The sequence below is a fragment of the Caballeronia telluris genome, from assembly GCF_001544495.1.
Classification (GTDB): domain Bacteria; phylum Pseudomonadota; class Gammaproteobacteria; order Burkholderiales; family Burkholderiaceae; genus Caballeronia; species Caballeronia telluris.
Genome location: NZ_FCNZ02000003.1, coordinates 80,995 through 99,208 on the forward strand (window position 1 = coordinate 80,995; position 18,214 = coordinate 99,208).

Annotated in this window: 17 protein-coding genes and 1 riboswitch; of the genes, 3 read left to right on the top strand and 14 right to left on the bottom strand. The window is 64.0% G+C overall.

Annotated elements, in window-relative coordinates:
• Positions 1-174: 174 nt before the first annotated feature.
• Both AWB66_RS04995 and AWB66_RS05000 read left to right on the top strand, forming a co-directional pair.
• Positions 175-786: an RBBP9/YdeN family alpha/beta hydrolase gene (locus AWB66_RS04995; protein ID WP_087629170.1), complete on the top strand. Its 612-nt coding sequence runs from the start codon at positions 175-177 to the stop codon at positions 784-786.
• Positions 787-874: 88 nt separating this feature from the next.
• Positions 875-1,873, top strand: a complete 999-nt coding sequence (locus tag AWB66_RS05000; protein WP_087629171.1) for a sulfate ABC transporter substrate-binding protein — start codon at positions 875-877, stop codon at positions 1,871-1,873.
• Positions 1,874-1,988: 115 nt separating this feature from the next.
• On the opposite strand, the gene bioB is transcribed toward AWB66_RS05000, so the two are convergent.
• From bioB to AWB66_RS05070, 13 genes are all read right to left on the bottom strand, one after another.
• A complete protein-coding gene (gene bioB / locus AWB66_RS05005) occupies positions 1,989-3,032 on the bottom strand; it encodes a biotin synthase BioB (protein ID WP_087629172.1) in 1,044 nt (347 codons plus the stop codon).
• 28 nt (positions 3,033-3,060) lie between these two features.
• Entirely contained in the window at positions 3,061-3,786 is a 726-nt protein-coding gene (bioD, locus tag AWB66_RS05010) for a dethiobiotin synthase (RefSeq protein WP_087629173.1), read from the bottom strand.
• The gene (gene bioF, locus AWB66_RS05015) at positions 3,783-4,988 is read right to left on the bottom strand and encodes an 8-amino-7-oxononanoate synthase (protein ID WP_087629174.1); all 1,206 of its coding nucleotides are present in this window, start codon (positions 4,986-4,988) and stop codon (positions 3,783-3,785) included. Before bioF ends, bioD begins: the two co-directional genes overlap by 4 nt.
• The gene (gene bioA, locus AWB66_RS05020; RefSeq protein WP_087629175.1) at positions 4,985-6,313 is read right to left on the bottom strand and encodes an adenosylmethionine--8-amino-7-oxononanoate transaminase; all 1,329 of its coding nucleotides are present in this window, start codon (positions 6,311-6,313) and stop codon (positions 4,985-4,987) included. The genes bioF and bioA overlap by 4 nt, the downstream gene beginning before the upstream one ends.
• A 39-nt stretch (positions 6,314-6,352) precedes the next feature.
• Entirely contained in the window at positions 6,353-7,150 is a 798-nt protein-coding gene (locus AWB66_RS05025; protein ID WP_087629176.1) for an enoyl-CoA hydratase/isomerase family protein, read from the bottom strand.
• Between the two features lie 232 nt (positions 7,151-7,382).
• On the bottom strand, positions 7,383-8,621 hold the full coding sequence (locus AWB66_RS05035) for a dienelactone hydrolase family protein (RefSeq protein ID WP_087629178.1): 1,239 nt from the start codon (positions 8,619-8,621) through the stop codon (positions 7,383-7,385).
• 328 nt (positions 8,622-8,949) lie between these two features.
• Complete coding sequence (locus AWB66_RS05040; protein ID WP_087629179.1) at positions 8,950-9,372, bottom strand: YchJ family protein; 423 nt, start codon at positions 9,370-9,372, stop codon at positions 8,950-8,952.
• Positions 9,369-9,977 (bottom strand): glutathione S-transferase family protein, encoded by a 609-nt coding sequence (locus tag AWB66_RS05045; protein ID WP_087629180.1) that lies wholly within the window; start codon positions 9,975-9,977, stop codon positions 9,369-9,371. Before AWB66_RS05045 ends, AWB66_RS05040 begins: the two co-directional genes overlap by 4 nt.
• Before the next feature lie 34 nt (positions 9,978-10,011).
• Positions 10,012-10,689 (bottom strand): SDR family oxidoreductase, encoded by a 678-nt coding sequence (locus AWB66_RS05050; protein WP_087629181.1) that lies wholly within the window; start codon positions 10,687-10,689, stop codon positions 10,012-10,014.
• A gap of 22 nt (positions 10,690-10,711) precedes the next feature.
• Complete coding sequence (locus tag AWB66_RS05055) at positions 10,712-11,905, bottom strand: acetyl-CoA C-acetyltransferase (protein ID WP_087629182.1); 1,194 nt, start codon at positions 11,903-11,905, stop codon at positions 10,712-10,714.
• Positions 11,898-12,680 (bottom strand): carbonate dehydratase, encoded by a 783-nt coding sequence (gene can / locus AWB66_RS05060; RefSeq protein ID WP_087629406.1) that lies wholly within the window; start codon positions 12,678-12,680, stop codon positions 11,898-11,900. The genes AWB66_RS05055 and can overlap by 8 nt, the downstream gene beginning before the upstream one ends.
• Before the next feature lie 46 nt (positions 12,681-12,726).
• Complete coding sequence (gene aceK, locus AWB66_RS05065; RefSeq protein WP_087629183.1) at positions 12,727-14,523, bottom strand: bifunctional isocitrate dehydrogenase kinase/phosphatase; 1,797 nt, start codon at positions 14,521-14,523, stop codon at positions 12,727-12,729.
• A gap of 19 nt (positions 14,524-14,542) precedes the next feature.
• Positions 14,543-14,965 (bottom strand): MerR family transcriptional regulator, encoded by a 423-nt coding sequence (locus tag AWB66_RS05070; RefSeq protein WP_087629184.1) that lies wholly within the window; start codon positions 14,963-14,965, stop codon positions 14,543-14,545.
• 111 nt (positions 14,966-15,076) lie between these two features.
• Between AWB66_RS05070 and AWB66_RS05075 the strand changes: the two genes are divergently transcribed.
• Entirely contained in the window at positions 15,077-16,150 is a 1,074-nt protein-coding gene (locus AWB66_RS05075; protein ID WP_087629407.1) for an MBL fold metallo-hydrolase, read from the top strand.
• Between the two features lie 19 nt (positions 16,151-16,169).
• Here the strand turns inward: AWB66_RS05075 and AWB66_RS05080 are convergent, their stop codons facing one another.
• The gene (locus AWB66_RS05080; RefSeq protein ID WP_087629185.1) at positions 16,170-17,756 is read right to left on the bottom strand and encodes an ABC transporter substrate-binding protein; all 1,587 of its coding nucleotides are present in this window, start codon (positions 17,754-17,756) and stop codon (positions 16,170-16,172) included.
• Positions 17,757-17,979: 223 nt separating this feature from the next.
• Positions 17,980-18,159, top strand: a riboswitch (yybP-ykoY riboswitch).
• The last annotated feature ends 55 nt before the right edge of the window (positions 18,160-18,214 follow it).

Sequence of the window (18,214 nt, forward strand, 5' to 3'; positions counted from 1 at the left end):
GTTTGCGTTCATTTTACGGTCTTGGCCGGGACCGCGCGCGATCCCGGATTCGCTTAACTGCTGCGGCGGACGAGGCACCATAAACAAATGACGAAATATTGGTTCGTTCGCAGCGGGCGGCATCTGACAATGCCTCATGGAAAGCGCCGGCCCGATGCCGGCAGCGAGGTCGATATGAAAACATGCAGGTCAGGCTCGCCGACGCGGCTCGTCACCGTGCCCGGCTTGCACGGCAGCGAAGGCGCGCATTGGCAGACGTGGCTGGAGCGGCAGTACGCGCGTTCGGCGCGCGTCGAGCAGGACGACTGGGACGCGCCGCATCTCGACATTTGGGCGAACGCGGTGCGCGCGTTGCTCGCGAACGAGCGCGGGCCGGTCGTGATTGCCGCGCACAGTTTTGGCTGTCTTGCGACGGCGCATGCGTTGTCGATGCGCGAGATTGAAGCGGACGTGGCGGGCGTGCTGTTCGTCGCGCCCGCGAGCCCGGACAAGTTCCGCTTTGCCGGCGCTTTCGAGGCGCGGCGCCTGGACGTGCCGTCCATTCTCGTGGCGAGCGAAACTGATCCGTGGATGCCTTTCGATCGGGCGAAGCAGTTCGCGCACGATGTCGGCAGCGCATTCGTGAATCTCGGCGATGCAGGCCATATCAACACGGCGGCGGGTTTCGGGCCGTGGCCGCGGGCGAAGTATTTCGTCGATACACTGATCCACCTCGGAGCGCCGCATCATGCAGGCGGCGCGCAGGATGCTCGCGCGAGCCCGCTCGAACTGCTTGCTTACGGCTGACCGTGCGCGTTTGGATAGAATCCCATCACGGCCGCTTCGACGCGGCCTTTTTTGTATTCGAAGACATCTTCGACAACCAGGAGAAAACATGGCGGCATCGAAGAAGGCGCTCGTGGCGGCGCTCGGGCTGATGGCGGGGCTCGCGCACGCGGACACGACGCTCCTGAACGTTTCGTACGACGTCACGCGCGAGCTGTACAAGGACATCGACGCGGCTTTCGTCGCGGACTACAAGAAGAAATCGGGCGAGACGATATCGATCCGCCAGTCGCATGGCGCGTCGAGCGCGCAGGCGCTTTCGGTGACGCAGGGTCTGCAGGCCGACGTCGTGACGATGAACCAGCCGAACGACATCGACTTGCTGGCGGAACGCGGACAACTCGTTCCCGCGAACTGGCGCACGCGCTTGCCGAACAACAGCGCGCCGTACACGACGACGATGGTGTTCCTGGTGCGTCAGGGCAATCCGAAGAACATCAAAGACTGGAGCGATCTCGCGCGTCCGGGCGTGCAGGTGGTGATCGCCAATCCAAAGACATCGGGCAACGGGCGCTACACGTATCTCGCCGCGTGGGGCTACAAGAAACAGCAGGGCGCGACCGATGCGCAGGCGCAGGACTTCGAGAAAGCGATCTTCAAGAACGTGCCGGTGCTCGACACGGGCGGCCGAGGCGCGACGACGACCTTCACACAGCGCGGCATCGGCGATGTGCTCGTGACGTTCGAGAACGAAGTGGCGCTGATCGATACGGGCGTCGGCGCGAAGGATTTCGATGCCGTGTATCCGTCGATGAGCCTGCTCGCGGAGCCGCCGGTGACGATCGTCGACAAGGTCGTGGACAAGCGCGGCACGCGCAAGGAGGCGCAGGCGTATCTCGACTATCTGTATTCGCCGGCTGGGCAGGAGATCATCGCGCAGCATCACTTGCGGCCGCGCAACGCCGAGGTGCTGGCGAAACACGCCAGCGAGTTCAAGCCGCTGAAGACGTTCACGGTCGAGCAGATATTCGGCAGTTGGCAGAAGGCGCAGCAGACGCATTTCGCCGATGGCGGGACGTTCGATCAGGTGGTCGTTGATAAGCGCTGAGCGCTTGGTTGGGCGACTTGGTTTAACACTGCCCTGGACAGGGGCAGTGCTAAACGACCACTAAGAAAACAAGTTCCACCGCAGCACTACACGCGCATCGAACAGCGTTCAACACTTACGCGTGACCGCACTTCGTATCGCAGGCTTGCGCTTCTTGAACCTGCTGCGAAGCCTCCGCGCGAATGCCGAGGCGCTCCAGCAACTTGCGGTCCGCTTCGGCTTGGGGATTGCTCGTCGTGAGCAACTGATCGCCGTAGAAGATCGAGTTCGCGCCAGCGGCGAAGCAAAGCGCCTGCAGCGCTTCGTCCATTTGTTCGCGTCCGGCCGAGAGCCGGACCATCGCGCGCGGCATCGTGATGCGCGCCACCGCGATCGTGCGCACGAATTCGAACGGATCGAGCGGCGCGGTGCCGGTGAGCGGCGTGCCTTCGACCTGCACGAGATTGTTGATCGGCACCGATTCCGGATACGGGTCCATGTTCGCAAGCTGGGTGACGAGCCCCGCGCGCTCGCGACGCGATTCGCCCATGCCGACGATCCCGCCGCAACACACGTTGATCCCGACATCGCGCACACGTTCGAGCGTGTCGAGGCGGTCCTGGTAAGTGCGCGTCGAGATGATCTGGCCGTAGAACTCGGGCGACGTGTCGAGGTTGTGGTTGTAGTAGTCGAGTCCCGCTTCGCGCAGGCCTTCTGCCTGATGCGCCTCCAGCATGCCAAGCGTCACGCAGGTTTCCAGGCCCATCGCCTTCACGCCGCGGATCATGTCCTTGATCGGTTCGAGATGACGGTCCTTCGGATTGCGCCACGCCGCGCCCATGCAAAAGCGCGTCGCGCCGTTGGACTTAGCGATCTCGGCGGCCTTCAACACGGCATCGACTTCCATCAGCTTGTCGGCCTTCAGCCCGGTATCGTGATGCACCGACTGCGGACAGTACGCGCAGTCTTCCTCACAGCCGCCCGTCTTGATGGAGAGCAGCGTCGAGAGCTGCACGGTGTTCGGGTCGAAGTGCTCGCGATGCACGGTCTGCGCGCGATAGAGCAGGTCGTTGAACGGCAGTTCGTAAAGCGCCACGACATCCGCGACGCGCCAGCGCTGCAGCGTCTGCGCTTGCGGCGCGGCTTGAGTCTGAGTTTCGTCGGTTCGTGCTTGCGTCATGTGATCAATCCTCTGGATAAAGCGTGAGTCATTGGCCCGCGTCGGTTGCCTGAAGCGTCTGCAACAGCAGGGTCGAATCGATGTGCGTGGCCGCCTGCGCGGCATCGGGCGGCGCGAGATAGGGCACGGTGCCGATGAGCGGCGCGTTGTACTGGCTGTCGAGCCGCAGGCGGATCGCCTCGATGTTCTCGCCGGGATAGAGCATGTCCGGATCGACGCGATTCGCGACCCAGCCCGCGAGCGTGAGACCACGCGCGGCAATCGCCTCGGCGGTGAGCAGCGCGTGGCTGATGCAGCCGAGCCGCATGCCGACCACGAGCACGACCGGCAGGTTCAGCGCGAACGCGAGGTCCGCGGTGTCGTGTACATCGGTGAGCGGCACGCGAAAGCCGCCGACGCCTTCCACCACGACGACATCGGCCTGCGTCATCGCGAGCTTATGGGCATCGACGATACGCGAGATGTCGAGCGAGACGCCCTCGCGCGCGGCCGCGATATGCGGCGCGATGGGTTCCTTCAGCAAATACGGCGTGCGGATGTCGGGCGGCAGCGCGACGTTCGCGGCGGCATCGAGCTGATCGGCGTCTTCGTTATGCCAGACGCCGTCGCGCTCGAAGGCGCCCGCCGCGATCGGCTTCATCGCGGCGGCGCGCAGGCCCTGTTGCGCGAAGCCGTGCAGCAGCGCCGACGACACGAGCGTCTTGCCGATCTCCGTATCGGTGCCGGCGACGAAGAAGGAAACGGGCGCGTTCATGACTGCCGCTCGCTCAACGCGTGAAGCGCATCGCCGAGCAGGGCGAGGTCCCCGTCGCTGTGCGACGCGGACAGCGAGATGCGCAGACGCGACGTGCCCGCGGGCACCGTCGGCGGACGGATCGCGGGCACCCAGAGTCCTTTTGCATCGAGCGCGGCGGCGAGCGCGAGCGTGTCGTCGTTGCCGCCGATCACGAGCGGCTGCACGGCCGTGTGCGAATCGACCGGAAGCCAGCGCGTGCGCCGAAGCATCGCGCGCGTCGTCTCGATCAGCGCGGCGAGATGCTCGCGACGCGCGTCGCCTTCTTCGCTCCCGATGATCCTGATGCTCGCCGACACCGCATGAGCGACGGCCGGCGGCGATGCCGTCGTGAAGATATACGGACGCGCACGCTGCACGAGCCATTCGATCGCGGTCTCGTGCGCGATGACGAACGCGCCCGCGACGCCCGCCGCCTTCCCGAGCGTGCCGACGTAGACGAGATGCGGCGAGCGCAGTGCCGCATGCGCGAGTGCGCCGCGTCCTTGCGGTCCGAGCACGCCGAAGCCGTGCGCGTCGTCGACGACGAGCCACGCGCCATGACGCTCCGCGAGTTCGACGAGACGCGCGAGCGGCGCGATATCGCCGTCCATGCTGAACACGGTATCGGTCACGATCACCTTCGTGGCCGCTTCGCCCGACGAGGCGTCGAGCATGGCGTCGAGCGCGGCCATGTCCGCGTGCGGATAGATCTGCACTTCGGCGCGCGAGAGCCGCACGCCATCGATCAGCGAGGCGTGGTTGAGCGAATCGGAGAAGACGAGCGTGCCGCGACCGCTAAGTGTCGTGAGCACGGCGAGGTTCGCCATGTAGCCGGTGCTGAAATAGAGCGCGCGCGGGTTGTCGACGAAACCCCCGGAGAATGCCGCGAGGTCGTCTTCGAGCTGCGCGTGCGCGCGCGAGTGGCCGCCCAGAAGATGCGAGCCGCCGCTGCCCGCGCCGTAACGCTCTGCACCTTCTGCGAGCGCCGCGCGCAACTTCTCGTGCGCGGCGAGGCCGAGATAGTCGTTGCTCGCGAAGCCGATGATCGCGCGTGCGTCCACCGTCATGTGCGCGGCGCAGGCGCTGTCGGCGGTGCGGCGTCGGCGGCGCAAACCGCGCTGGTCGATGTCGGCGAGGCCTTGCTTCAGCGTATCGAAGAGCGCGTCGGATGTGCTGCTCATGCGGCCTCCGCGAGCGTGGCTTCGAAGGTCGTGCGCGTGCGTTCGGCGAGCAGCATCAGCTCTTCGTCATTGAGGATATACGGCGGCATCAGGTACACGGTCTTGCCGATCGGACGCAACAAAAGCTCCTGTTTCAAGGCATTTTCGAAGAAACGCCGGGAGAAGGTGCGCGCTTGCGCTGCGTCTTCGATGAGCGCGTCGAACGCGAAGATCGTGCCACGCGAGCGCAGGTCGCGCACGTTCGGATGACCGGCCAAAGGCTTCAGCGCAGCGCTCATCGACGACGATTTACGACGGTTTTCGTTGAGCACGTCCGCGCTTTCGAACAGGTCCAGCGTTGCGAGCGCCGCGCGGCATGCGAGCGGGTTGCCCGTGTACGAATGCGAATGCAGGAAGCCGCGCGTGAGGTCGTCGTCGTAGAAGGCGGCGTAGATTTCATCGCGCGTGAGCACGATCGAGAGCGGCAGATAACCGCCGCTGATGCCCTTCGAGAGACACAGAAAATCCGGCCAGACCGACGCCTGTTCGCACGCGAAGAACGTGCCCGTGCGTCCGCAGCCGACCGCGATTTCATCGGCGATCAGATGCACGCCGAACTCGTCGCATAGCGCGCGCAGTCCCGCGAGATACGACGCATCATGCATCGCCATGCCGGCCGCGCACTGCACGAGCGGCTCGACGATCACCGCCGCGAGATGCTGCGCGCGCGCTTCGAATAGCGCGCGCATGTCCGCGAGCGCGACGCGCGCAGCGTCGTCGCCTTTGCGCGAATCGGGCGAGGTGACCACATGCGCGTGACGGATCAGCGGATCGTAAGCGTCCTTGAAAAGCGCAACATCGGTGACGCCGAGCGCGCCGATGGTCTCGCCGTGATAGCTGTTCGCGAGGCACACGAACTCGCGCTTCTGCGTCTCTCCGCGATTGCGCCAATAGTGAAAGCTCATCTTTAGCGCGATCTCGACCGCCGATGCGCCATCGGAGGCGAAGAACGCGTGGCCGAGCGTGTGTTGCGTCAGCGCCGAAAGACGTTCCGCGAGCAGCACGGCCGGCTCGTGGGTGCAGCCCGCGAGCATCGCGTGTTCGAGCGTGTCGAGCTGATCTTTGAGCGCCGCGTTGATCGCCGGATTCGCGTGGCCGAAGAGATTGACCCACCACGAACTGATGCCGTCGAGATAGCGGCGTCCTTCGTGATCGTAGAGCCACGCGCCCTTGCCGCGCGCGACGGCAATCAGCGGCAGGCGCTCATGATGTTTCATCTGGGTGCAGGGATGCCACACGGCGGCGAGCGAACGCGCGACCCAGTCTTGATTGGCTTCAGTGTTCAAGGCAACTCCACGACATGCGCGGCGCGCACGCCTATTACTTCACGCGAGCCACGACGGCTTGCGCTTCTCCAGAAAACTGCGCACGCCTTCGCGTCCTTCGTCGGAGGCGCGAATGCGCGCGATGCGATCGGCGGTATCGGTGATCAGCGTATCGTCGATTGCCCGCTCCGCCAGGTCGACCACCAGTTGCTTGCATTCGCGCACCGCGTTCGGGCTGTTCGCGACGATCGACGCCGCGACCGCGTTGACGGCCGCGTCGAGCTGCTCGGCGGCCACGACCTGGTGCACGAAGCCGATGCGCAGCGCTTCGGCCGCATCGAACCGCTCGGCAGTGACGAAATAACGATGCGCCGCGCGTGCGCCCATCGCGCGGATCACATAGGGCGCGATCGTCGCGGGCATCAGGCCGAGCTTCGCTTCCGACAGGCAGAAGTTCGCGTTGTCGGCGCTGATCGCGATGTCGCACGCGGCGACGAGCCCCATGCCGCCCGCGTAGGCGTCGCCCTGCACGCGCGCGATCACCGGCTTCCTGCACGTGTAGATCGTGTTGAGCATCGTCGCGAGACCGAGCGCGTCGGCGCGGTTCTCGGCGTCCGAGTAACCCGCCATGCGTTGCATCCAGTTCAGGTCCGCGCCCGCGCAGAACGCCGGGCCGTTCGCGGCGAGCACGATGGCGCGCACGCTGGTGTCGTCATCGAGCGCGCGAAACGCGGCGGTCAGTTCGACGATCGTGGCTTCGTCGAAGGCGTTGCGCACGTCGGAGCGGTCGAGCGTCACGCGGGCAACGTGTCCCTCGACGGCGAACCGGAGACGTTGCAGGTTCAGTGCATCGGTCATGGAAATGTCTTCGCAAGGTGGACGACGAGAAACCGATTATCGCTAAATTCGAGATGCATTTCGATTCCGGCCCGCAATGCGGGCCCGCGACGCGGCCGGGCGCGCGCGCGGCGGACACGATACCGCGCGTAACTTCGCGCATCGCGTTGGCTTGTCGGCGCTTTTTGAGCGCGAAGATGCAAAAACGCCGGCGCGTGCGCCGGCGTGAAAAAAATGCGGAGTTCGGTGAAATTCAGCGCGATGCGGTCTGCGTGTCGCCGCTGGAATCGCGCCAGACGACGGCGTCGTCGACTGCGTAGAGCCGGCACGGGTCGCTGCTTTGTTTCTGGCAGCTCGCGAGCGCGACCGACATCGGGTCGTCGCCGCCCTCGGCCCACGACCACGCGCCCGAATTCGAGACCGCGAACGCCCGGCTCGAATACTGGTTCAGGAAGTTGCGGTAGCCGGCGCGGCCGCTTTCGTCGAGGAAAGGAACGGCGGTCACGGCGTCGAGGTTCGCGTAACCGGTGGCTTTGGGCGCATGCGGCTCGAAGACCTGATATTGCACCGAAGTCGGCATGCCGATCTGCGCGAGGAACGCCTTCACGCGCGGCCACCAGACCTGAACGCCGTCGCGGTCGCCGACGAGCCGGTGCGCATCGTTCTTGTAGTTGCCGAAATCGAACATCTGGGCTTTCGCGCCGTGTTCGGTGAACGCTGTATACATCTGGCCGGCGAGTGCGCCCTGCCACACGGAGTCGTTGTTGCCGTAGAGCCAGAGCGACGGGAGACGCACCTTTTCGCCGTAGGCGCCGAATGCCGACGTCAGGTTTTTCTGCCAGCCTTCGCACTCGTCCTGGCGCAGTCCGCCGGAGAAGTTGATCAGGCCGCGCACGCCGGGTGCCGACACGGCGTCGTGCGCGCCATAGGCGATCGCGGTCAGCCCGCCATGCGAGGTGCCGCCGACGACGATATGCGCTTTGTCCACGTAAGGCTGCTGGCTCATGTACGCGACGGTTGCCGCGACGTCGCGCGCCTGCGCGTAGCCGTTCGCTTCGACATTGCAGCCGCTGCCCGCGTAGTTGCCGTCGGATTCGGCGAAACCGCGGCGATTCGGCACCACGACGACGTAGCCATGCCGCACGAATTCGCGTGCGAGCGCGAGCGGGCGGTTACGGGGCTGGTTGTGCGAGTCGCCGGGGAGCTTGCCGTGGTTGAACACGACCATCGGGAACGGGCCGTTGCCGTCCGGCTTGAAGACGGTGGTCTGAAGCGTGATGTCGTCCTCGGGAACGCGGATCACGGTTTCGTTCAGACTGGTGTCGACGACGGGAAGGGTCGGATCGGCGGCGCCGGGCAACTGGCCGAACGCGGGTGCCTGCAGTCCTTCCGACTGGCGCGTGCCGCCGACCGGATCGGCGTGCGCGACGGAGTGCAGCGTTCCGAGCGCGCAAATGAGGCTCAACCCGATCGACCAGACTCTGCTTCCCATCCCTTTGAACTCCAGCGGCCTGAAAGGCATTAAACGGTGCGGCCCAGATTGAAAACGCAAACCCAAGTCACAAACCGACCTCCCTGCTTAACTTTGGAAGCAGTATGACGGCGGGATTCCGGGAGTCATGTCCTGAACAGACACGACATTTGGCATCAAAACGGGCATTCAGGCACTGCATAAGAAATTCGCCTGATGTAGCCGTAGATTAACTGGTCAAAAAGAATGTGAACAATTAGCGAAGACCCTGTAATTACTCGCTTAAATCGAAAGCAGTCGTTAAGGGAATTTCTACCGTGTAATTGTAGGGAACGCTTAATAAGCTTTATTAAGCTTTATTCATTTCGCCGTCGATATAAAGCCAGCGTCCTTCAGCATTGCGCTCGAAACGGCTCGTTTCATGCAGACGGTGCGCGCGTCCGCCGACCTTGTAGCGCGCGACGAATTCGACTTGCGCATGATTCGCGTCGGTCTGTTCATGGCGCCTGATCTGCAGGCCGAGCCAGCGTGTGGCCGGATCGGCGGAGGCGTCGAGGTCGGGCGGACATGTAACGCCCGACCATGTCGCGCGCAGATAGGGCGTGTCGCCGAGAACGTAGGCGGTGTAGCGCGATCGCATCAGCTCCATCGCCGTGGCGGGTGAGGCGCGGCCTTCGACGAACCGTGCGCAGCAGTCGGCGTAAAGCGGCGCGCGCTCGTTCGGCCGGCGCTCGGGCGACGCGCCGCCGCATGGGCATTCGAGCGGCTTCATTGATCGGCGTGCGGCATGTCGAGGTGACGCGGCTGCGTGCGCACGCGTTCGAGCCACGCGCGGATGGCCGGATAGCGCACGAGATCGAGATTCGCTTCGCCCGCCACATGCGTGTAGGCATAGAGCGCGATGTCCGCGACGCTGTAGCACTCGCCGACGAAATACGTGTGCGTCGCGAGGTGCGACTCCATCACGTCGAGTGCGCGGTACGAGCCCGCGATCTTCTCGGGCAGGCGCGGATCGTCAGGCGTCTTGAGGAACTGCAGAATGAAGCGCGCCACCGCGACGTTCGGCTCGTGGCTGTATTGCTCGAAGAACATCCACTGAAGCACCTGCGCGCGCGCGAGGCGGTCGGTCGGCATCAGCGGCGTGCCGTCGGCGAGGTAGCAGAGAATCGCATCCGATTCGGAAAGACACGTGCTGTCGTCGATCTGCAGCACCGGCACCTTGCCGTTCGGATTGAGCGTGCGAAACGCATCGGTGCGCGTCGCGCCGTTCATCATGTCGACTTCATGCCACACATACGGCAAATTCAGTTGTTCGAGCGCGAGCCTCACCTTGTAGCAGTTGCCCGAAGCCGATACACCATGCACCTGATAAGTCACGAGCGGTCCCTCGAAACGTTGATTGTATTGACGCTCACCAGTCGATCTTCGTGCCGTCGTATTGCACGAAGCTGCCGTTGAACTCGTTGCGCATTGCACCCGCCTCGGCGATCACCGCGCGCATGCCGGCCACGCTGTGCGCGACGTCGATCGCCGCCGACGAACCGCCCATCTCCGTGCGCACCCAGCCCGGATGCAGCGCGATGCAAGTGGAGTGCCGCGTTTCCAGCGACGCCACCTTGAGCACCGCGTTCAGCGCCGCCTTGCTCGCGCGATAGAGCCAGCCGGTCGTGCCGCTCGCCGTGCCGATGCTGCCCATCCTGCTCGACAGCACGGCGAGCACGCCGCCCGCCGCATCGACGAGCGGCAGCAGCACGGGAATCAGTTGCATCGGGCCGCGCACGTTGATGCGCATGACGTCGTCGAAGTCTTCCGCGCTGATTGACTGCACGCCTTCCGTGCGCGGGCCGTACACGCCCGAAACGATGACCGCGACATCGAGCGTCTCGCCTTCCAGCTGCCACGCGAGCGCGGCGACCTGCTCGGGCTGCGCGACGTCGAGTGTGAAAGTCTGCGCCCCGAGCGCGTCGAGCGCATGCAGCGACGCCTTGTCGCGCGCGGTGGCGAGCACGCGCCAGCCGTCGCGGCAATAGACACTCGCGAACTCGTGACCGATTCCACGCGACGCACCGACGATCAATACGGTTTTCATTTCGGGTCCTTGTCTGAAAGACTCAGAACAACTCCACGCCCATCGCCGTCGCCTCGCCGCCGCCGATGCACAGGCTCGCGACGCCGCGCTTCAGTCCGCGCTGCCGCAGCGCGCCGATCAGCGTGACGAGAATGCGCGCGCCCGACGCGCCGATCGGATGCCCGAGCGCGCAGGCGCCGCCGTGCACGTTCACCTTGTCGTGCGGCAGGTCGTGTTCGCGCATCGCGGCCATCGTCACGACGGCGAACGCTTCGTTGATCTCGTACAGGTCGACGTCGTTTGCGCGCCAGCCGTTCTTCTCGAAGAGCTTGCGGATCGCGCCGACGGGCGCCGTCGTGAAGAGCGCGGGTTGCTGCGCGAACGTGCTGTGTCCTGCGACGCGCGCAAGCGGCGTCACGCCGAGGCGTTTGGCCGTCGATGCACGCATCATCACGAGCGCCGCGGCGCCATCCGAAATCGACGACGCGTTCGCCGCCGTCACCGTGCCGTCCTTCGCGAACGCGGGTTTGAGCGTCGGGATCTTGTCGATGTCGGCCTTGAACGGCTGCTCGTCGCGGTCGATCACGGTTTCGCCCTTGCGGCCCTTCACCGTGACGGGCGCGATCTCCCACTTGAAGGAGCCGTCGTCGTTTGCCCGCTGCGCGCGTCGCAGCGATTCGATCGCGAACGCGTCCTGCGCTTCGCGCGAAAACGCATACGACGACGCGCATTGCTCCGCGAACGTCCCCATCAGGCGACCTTTTTCATAAGCGTCTTCGAGGCCGTCGAGGAACATGTGATCGAGTACCTGGCCGTGCCCCATGCGCATGCCGGCGCGCGCCTTCGGCAGCAGATACGGCGCATTCGTCATGCTTTCCATGCCGCCCGCGACGGCCGTTTCGACGGAACCCGCGAGCAGCATGTCGTGCGCGAACATCGCGGCGCGCATGCCCGAGCCGCACATCTTGTTGACGGTGGTGCAGCCGGTCGCGAGCGTCAGGCCCGCTCCGAGCGCGGCCTGCCGTGCGGGCGCCTGGCCCTGGCCCGCAGGCAGCACGCAGCCGAACACGACTTCTTCGATCTGTTCGGGCGCGAGCCCCGCGCGCTCGCGTGCGGCCGAGATTGCCGCGGCGCCAAGTTCGGGCGCCGTCAGCGAGGCGAAGTCGCCCTGAAAGGCCGCCATCGGCGTGCGTGCCGCCGAAACGATGACGACCGGATCACGATGTGTCTCACTCATGTTTCAACTCCTTGATGACGCCTGCCACGACGGCAGGAATATCGCCGAGGCGCGCGGCATCGGAGGCGAGCACGTCGTTCTCCGTCGAATGCGCGCCGCCGCGAGCCAGTGCTGCGATACACGATTGATACGCCGGTTCGATCTGGTCCGGCGCGCTGATCATCATGCCCATGTTGCGCATGCGGCCGTCGTGCACGCCGTAGGTCCAGCCGTGCACGGTCAGTTCCTGGCCGCGCGACCACGCATCGTCGACGATGGTCGTGCGGCACACGTTCAACGTCTGCTCGATCGTGTTCAGCTCGACCAACCGGCGATGGCGCGCCGTGCCCATCGGCCATTCGTCGAGCAGTGTCGCATGCTTCTCGCGCACGTCCTCGACGTGGCGCAGCCAGTTGTCCGCGAGACCGACGCGGTGTCCCATGAGCGCCGCGCCCACGCCCGAGCATCCATAGTGACCGACCACCATGATGTGCTTTACCTTCAGCAGGTCGACGGCGAACTGGATCACCGACAGGCAGTTTAGGTCCGAGTGCACGACCACGTTCGCGATGTTTCTGTGCACGAACACTTCGCCCGGCGGCAGGCCGATGATCTGGTTGGCCGGCACGCGCGAATCGGAGCAGCCGATCCACAGATACTCGGGCGCCTGCTGGTGCGCGAGACGCGAGAAGTACTCGGGGTCTTCGGCGAGCACGCGCTTGACCCACGACGCGTTGTTCTCGAACAGATGCGCGAGCGGGTGTTGAGGATTGATGCTGTCGTCAGTCGGGTTCATGTTCGTGTTCGTGTTCATGTTCGTATGCGGGTTTGCCATCGCTCGCTCAGGCGGCGCGCGCTTTCTGGTCCTGCACGAAACGCTCCGGATAGCGGATGCAGAATCGGGCGGACCGTTCATAGGGAAAGAAGTCGGCGAGTTCGCCGCGCAGCAACTGGTCCTTGTTCTTTTGCCACAGCGCGGGATCGAAGAAATCGGCGTGATGGCGCATGAACGCCTCGCGCACGCGCGGATCGCCGAGCAGGAACGTATTGTAGGTTTCCGGGAAGATGTCGTGCGGCCCGACCGTATACCACGGCTCGCCCGACATCTCGTCTTCCTCGTAGCGCGGCGGCGGCACTGTGCGCACGTTGCAGTCGGTGAGGTACTCGATCTCGTCGTAGTCGTAGAACACCACGCGGCCGTGGCGCGTCACGCCGAAGTTTTTATAGAGCATGTCGCCGGGAAAGATGTTGGCCTGCATCAGTTCCTTGATCGCGTTGCCGTATTCCCTGATGCCGTGCTCGATGTCCGCGTCGCTGCCATTTTGCAGATAGAGATTGAGCGGCACCATGCGCCGCTCGATATACAGGTGCTTGAGGACGAGATTGTCGCCCTCGTATTCGATCATCGACGGTGCCTCGTTCTTCAGTTCGCGAATCAGCGTGTCGTCGAGCCGCGCGAGCGGCAGCGCGACGCTCGAATATTCGAGCGTGTCGGCCATGCGCCCGAGCCGGTCGTGGCGCTTGACGAGCTGGTACTTGTCCTTGATCTTCTTGCGCGTCGTTTCCTTCGGCGGCGGGAAGTGGTCCTTGATCATCTTGAACACATACGGAAACGACGGCAGCGTGAACACGATCATCACCATTCCCTTGATGCCCGGCGCGACGACGAAGTGGTCGCTGGAATGCGAGAGATGATGCAGCAGGTCGCGATAGAACAGGTTCTTGCCCTGCTTCTGCAAGCCGACCGACGTGTAGATCTCCGCCTTCGGCTTGCCCGGCATGATCGAGCGCAGGAAGTGCACATAGGCCGACGGCACTTCCATGTCGACGAGAAAGTACGAGTGCGAGAAGCTGAAGATGATCAGCAACTGCTCGCGGGTCAATAGCACGGTGTCGAGCGCGAGGAGGCCCGGCCGCGTGTAGCGTACCGGCAAGGCGAACGGCACGACGCTGTCGCCGTTGATGATGCGGCCCACGATATACGCGGCTTTGTTGCGAAAGAAGAGCGAGGAGAGTGCATGAATCTGGAAGTTCGGCGCGGCCTTGAAGTCGCCGAGCACTTCGGTCATCGACTGCATCGCGCATTGCACGTCGCGCGGCAAATCTTCGAATGGCGGTTCGAGCTGGAAATTGGTGACGATGCGTTCAAGCGTCGCGGCGAGACCGTCCCGCGCCGGGTAGTACGCGCGATACGTCGGCTTTGCCGCGGGTTCGTCGTTCTCGATGTATTCGGTCGAGATGGCCGGGCGCACGAAGATGAAATCGTTGTTGAAGTACGAGCGATGCAGGATCTTGCAGCACACCGAGTTGAAGAACGTCTCCGCGCATTCCGGCTGCCGATGCGACGTGAGCAAGCCGATGTAGTGCAGTTTGATCTGCTGCCAGACTTCGTCGTCAATATTCTCGGCGTCGTATTCGTCTTCCAGCAGCATCACGCATTCGTCCACGCGATCGTCATACGACATGATGCGCTCGCGCGCGAGCTGCTGCATGGCGTGCCAGTCACACGCTTCGAAGAGCGTCTTCGCCTTGATGGCCGCATCGCGAAACACGCGGTAGTGGCGGTCGAACCCTTCGAGCATCGTCTGCGCGACATCGAAGCCGATTTGCGACGAAAGCAGTTTGGGAAAGTGGTTCATGTCGACCTTGCACGTCGTGTCACGCCGCCCTGGATTTGCGCGCGCGCTTTTCAGCGCTCGCTGAAAGCAAGGCACGGCCTTGCTGCTCGTACTGCGCGAGCTCGTCGAGCGTCGCGTTGAGGTCCTCCCGTTGCTGCTCCAGCACTTTGCGATGGGCGGCGATGGTATCCAGAAACGCCTGCAACTGCGCGACGGTGCCGGTCGGCGAATCGTAGAGATCGAGCAGCGTGCGAATTTCCGAGAGCGTGAAACCGAGGCGTTTGCCACGCAGCGTGAGCCGCAGCCGCGTGCGGTCGCGCGGCGCATAGACGCGCCGCAGGCCGCTCGGACCTTCGCGCGTGGGCGCGAGCAGGCCCTGATCTTCGTAGAAACGAATGGCGCGCGGCGTGACGTCGAATTCGCGCGCCAGTTCGGTGATCGTGTAGTGCGTCTGTTGTTTCATCGCGAGCGCGAGTATGAGCGCGATACGAGCGCGGACGTTAATATGTACGTTTACGTTATCGTCAACCTCGGCAAATTGCAACGGCGCCGCAACCCGGAGATCCCTGCGCGAATGAACGCCCTCGAACATCAACTCGACTACGTTTTTGCCGACACGCTGCCCGACGCCGGCGATGTCATGGAAGCCGCGCCCGGCGTGTTCTGGGTGCGCATGCCGCTGCCGTTCGCGCTCGATCACATCAACCTCTGGCTGATCCGCGATGAGATCGACGGCGTGCGTTGCTGGACGGTCGTCGATTGCGGCATCTCGGACGAAACGATCCGCGCGAACTGGGAGCGCGTGTTCGAGTCGCATCTCGACGGCCTGCCGGTGCTTCGCGTGATCGTCACGCATTGCCATCCGGATCATCTCGGTCTTGCGGACTGGATCTGCCGTGGCGGCGACAAGACGCGCTGGAATGCGCGCCTCTGGATTTCTCTCGGCGAATACGCGATGGGCCGCGTGATGGCGGCCGGCGACGGTTCCAACGCGGGCGGCGAGCGCGCGGCGCGGCACTTCGCGCGACACGGCCTCACCGACGAAGCATCGCTCGACGCACTGAAAAAGCGCGATAGCTATTACCCCACGCTCGTGCCTTCGATCCCGCCGCAATTCCGGCGCATGCGCAACGGCGACACGCTCACGATCGGCGGCCGCGCTTGGGAAGTCGTTACGGGCTACGGCCATTCGCCCGAGCACAGCGCGCTCTTTTGCGCGGAGTCGAACGTGCTGATTTCCGGCGACATGGTGCTGCCGCGCATCTCGACGAATGTCTCGGTGTTCGACATCGAACCGGAAGGCAATCCGCTCGCGCTGTATCTGGAGTCGCTCGGCCGCTACGAGACGATGCCCGCCGATGCGCTCGTGCTGCCTTCGCACGGCAAGCCGTTTCGCGGGATGCATACCCGCATCGCGCAGCTACGCGATCATCACAAGGCGCGCCTGGCCGAGGTCCAGGAGGCTTGCGCGACGCAGCCGCACAGCGCCGCCGATATCGTGCCGCTGATGTTCAAGCGCAAGCTCGACATTCATCAGATGACGTTCGCGCTCGGCGAGGCGCTCGCGCACCTGCATCTGCTGTGGCTGCAAGGGGAGTTGAAGCGGGAAGTCGGCGACGATGGCGTGATCCGCTTTTCCCGCGCGTGACCACGCCATTCACCGTTAGTTACTGAACCGAAACGCTCGTGAAGTTCTGCCGCCCGAACGGGCTCACGCTATAGCCGCTCACGTTGGCACGCGTGAGCGCGGCGGCCGTCGGATACGCGAGCGGAATCCACAGCGCCTGATCGTGGATGATCTTTTGCGCGTCGACGTAGGCACGGGTTCGCTTGGCGACATCGGCCGTCGCCTTGCCCTCTGCGATCAGCTTGTCGAGTTGCGGATCGCAGTAGCGCGCGAAGTTGATGCCGGACTTCACCGCGTTGCAGCTAAATAGCGGCGAGAGATAGTTGTCCGGGTCGCCGTTGTCGCCGGCCCAGCCCATGAAGAGCATGTCATGCTGGCCTTGCTTGGCTTCCTTGATCAGCTCGCCCCACTCGATCACCTTCACCTGTGCCTTTACGCCGATCTTCGCGAGATCGGCCTGCAGCAGTTCGGCGCCGGCCTTCGGATTCGGATTCAGCACGCTGCCGTTCGGACGCACCCAGATCGTGGTTTCGAAGCCGTTCGGGAAGCCCGCATCGGCGAGCAGCTTCTTCGCCTTGTCCGCCGAATAGGCATACGGACTGACCGCCTTGTCGTAGCTCCACGTGTTCGGCGGATACGGATTCACAGCGGCGGTCGCGGTGTTTTCGAAGACGGTCTTCAGGTACGTCGTGCGATCGAATGCTTCGTTGAGCGCCTGGCGTACCTTCGGATTGTCGAGCGGTTTCTTCTGCGTATTGAGCGCGACGAACGCCGTCATGAACGCCGGTGTTTCGCTCACTTTCAGCGCCTTGTCCTTCTTCGCGTCGATCACGTCCTGCGGTTTCGGCGAGAGCGCGATCTGGCATTCGCCCGCCTTGATCTTTTGCGCGCGCACCGATGCATCCGGCGTGATCGCATAGATCAGGCGGTCGACTTTCGGCTTCGCGCCCCAGTACGACGGATTGACGTCGTAGCGGATCACCGAGTCTTTCGTATAGCTCTTCAAGACGAACGGGCCGGTGCCGATCGGCTTCGCGTTCAGGTCGGCTTGACGGTTCGCCTTCTGCAACTGATCGGCGTATTCGGCCGAATAGATCGACGCGAAACCCATCGTGAGGATCGGCACGAAAGTCGCGTTGGGCTCGTTCAGTTCGAACTTGACGGTGTGTTCGTCGACCTTGGCGACCGACTTGATCAGCTTCACGAGCCCCATCGACTGCGCGTGCGGAAAGCCGCTCGCGCCCGCGACCTTGTGCCACGGATTGCTGTCGGAGAGCATGCGCTCGAACGTGAACACGACGTCGTCGGCGTCGAGCGTTCGGGTCGGCTTGAAATACTCGGTGCTCTGGAACTGCACGTTCGGTCGCAGATGGAACGTGTAGGTGAGGCCGTCGTCGCTCACGTCCCACTTTTGCGCGAGCGCGGGCGTGACCTTCTTCGCGGCTTCGTCGTAGGAGACGAGCGTGTTGAAGATCACGTCCGCCGACGCGTTGGTCGTGACGAGCGAATTGAACTGCGCGACGTCGAAGCCGTCGGGGCTCGATTCGGTGCAGACGGTAAGCGGCTTCGCCAGGGCGAGCGCCGGCATGGCGACGAGCGCGGCGGCCGCAAGCAGATTGAGGCGCATAAGTGGGCGCATGAGTGGGCGCATGAGTTCTCCCGTGACCTTGAAGGTCGATTGATCGTTACGTTCGTTATCGTTCGACGACGACGCGCGAAACCGGATGCAAGCCGCGCGCCCGCGCCGGTAGATTATCGAACGCGACCTGTGGCGACAACGATCGGATCGCCATATTCATATGCCCGCCGCGAGACGCGCCTTGCCGAATCGTGGCGCGCGGGCTACACTTCAAGCCGTCTTTGGGGAGTAGCCTTCCTTCCGCCTTGGAAGGAGAACGCGTCAACATCCTCGGCTTTTCTGCCGTGGCGCGTTCGACCGCGAGTTCATTCGCTCGGTTTGGCGAGACCATTGATGCATCGTGTCGTTCCTGGTCGGACGGCGTGCGATGCATCATGGTTCGCTGACGTCCGACCGTGGAATCATCGTGTCCCCAGAACTCATAAAACAATCCCCCGCACGCGCCG

Coding starts and splice junctions, on each gene's coding strand:
- AWB66_RS04995 (WP_087629170.1), top strand. CDS start 175: ATGAAAACATGCAGGTCAGGCTCGCCGACGCGGCTCGTCACCGTGCCC.
- AWB66_RS05000 (WP_087629171.1), top strand. CDS start 875: ATGGCGGCATCGAAGAAGGCGCTCGTGGCGGCGCTCGGGCTGATGGCG.
- bioB (WP_087629172.1), bottom strand. CDS start 3,032: ATGACGCAAGCACGAACCGACGAAACTCAGACTCAAGCCGCGCCGCAA.
- bioD (WP_087629173.1), bottom strand. CDS start 3,786: ATGAACGCGCCCGTTTCCTTCTTCGTCGCCGGCACCGATACGGAGATC.
- bioF (WP_087629174.1), bottom strand. CDS start 4,988: ATGAGCAGCACATCCGACGCGCTCTTCGATACGCTGAAGCAAGGCCTC.
- AWB66_RS05025 (WP_087629176.1), bottom strand. CDS start 7,150: ATGACCGATGCACTGAACCTGCAACGTCTCCGGTTCGCCGTCGAGGGA.
- AWB66_RS05035 (WP_087629178.1), bottom strand. CDS start 8,621: ATGGGAAGCAGAGTCTGGTCGATCGGGTTGAGCCTCATTTGCGCGCTC.
- AWB66_RS05040 (WP_087629179.1), bottom strand. CDS start 9,372: ATGAAGCCGCTCGAATGCCCATGCGGCGGCGCGTCGCCCGAGCGCCGG.
- AWB66_RS05050 (WP_087629181.1), bottom strand. CDS start 10,689: ATGAAAACCGTATTGATCGTCGGTGCGTCGCGTGGAATCGGTCACGAG.
- AWB66_RS05055 (WP_087629182.1), bottom strand. CDS start 11,905: ATGAGTGAGACACATCGTGATCCGGTCGTCATCGTTTCGGCGGCACGC.
- can (WP_087629406.1), bottom strand. CDS start 12,680: ATGAACCCGACTGACGACAGCATCAATCCTCAACACCCGCTCGCGCAT.
- aceK (WP_087629183.1), bottom strand. CDS start 14,523: ATGAACCACTTTCCCAAACTGCTTTCGTCGCAAATCGGCTTCGATGTC.
- AWB66_RS05070 (WP_087629184.1), bottom strand. CDS start 14,965: ATGAAACAACAGACGCACTACACGATCACCGAACTGGCGCGCGAATTC.
- AWB66_RS05075 (WP_087629407.1), top strand. CDS start 15,077: ATGAACGCCCTCGAACATCAACTCGACTACGTTTTTGCCGACACGCTG.
- AWB66_RS05080 (WP_087629185.1), bottom strand. CDS start 17,756: ATGCGCCTCAATCTGCTTGCGGCCGCCGCGCTCGTCGCCATGCCGGCG.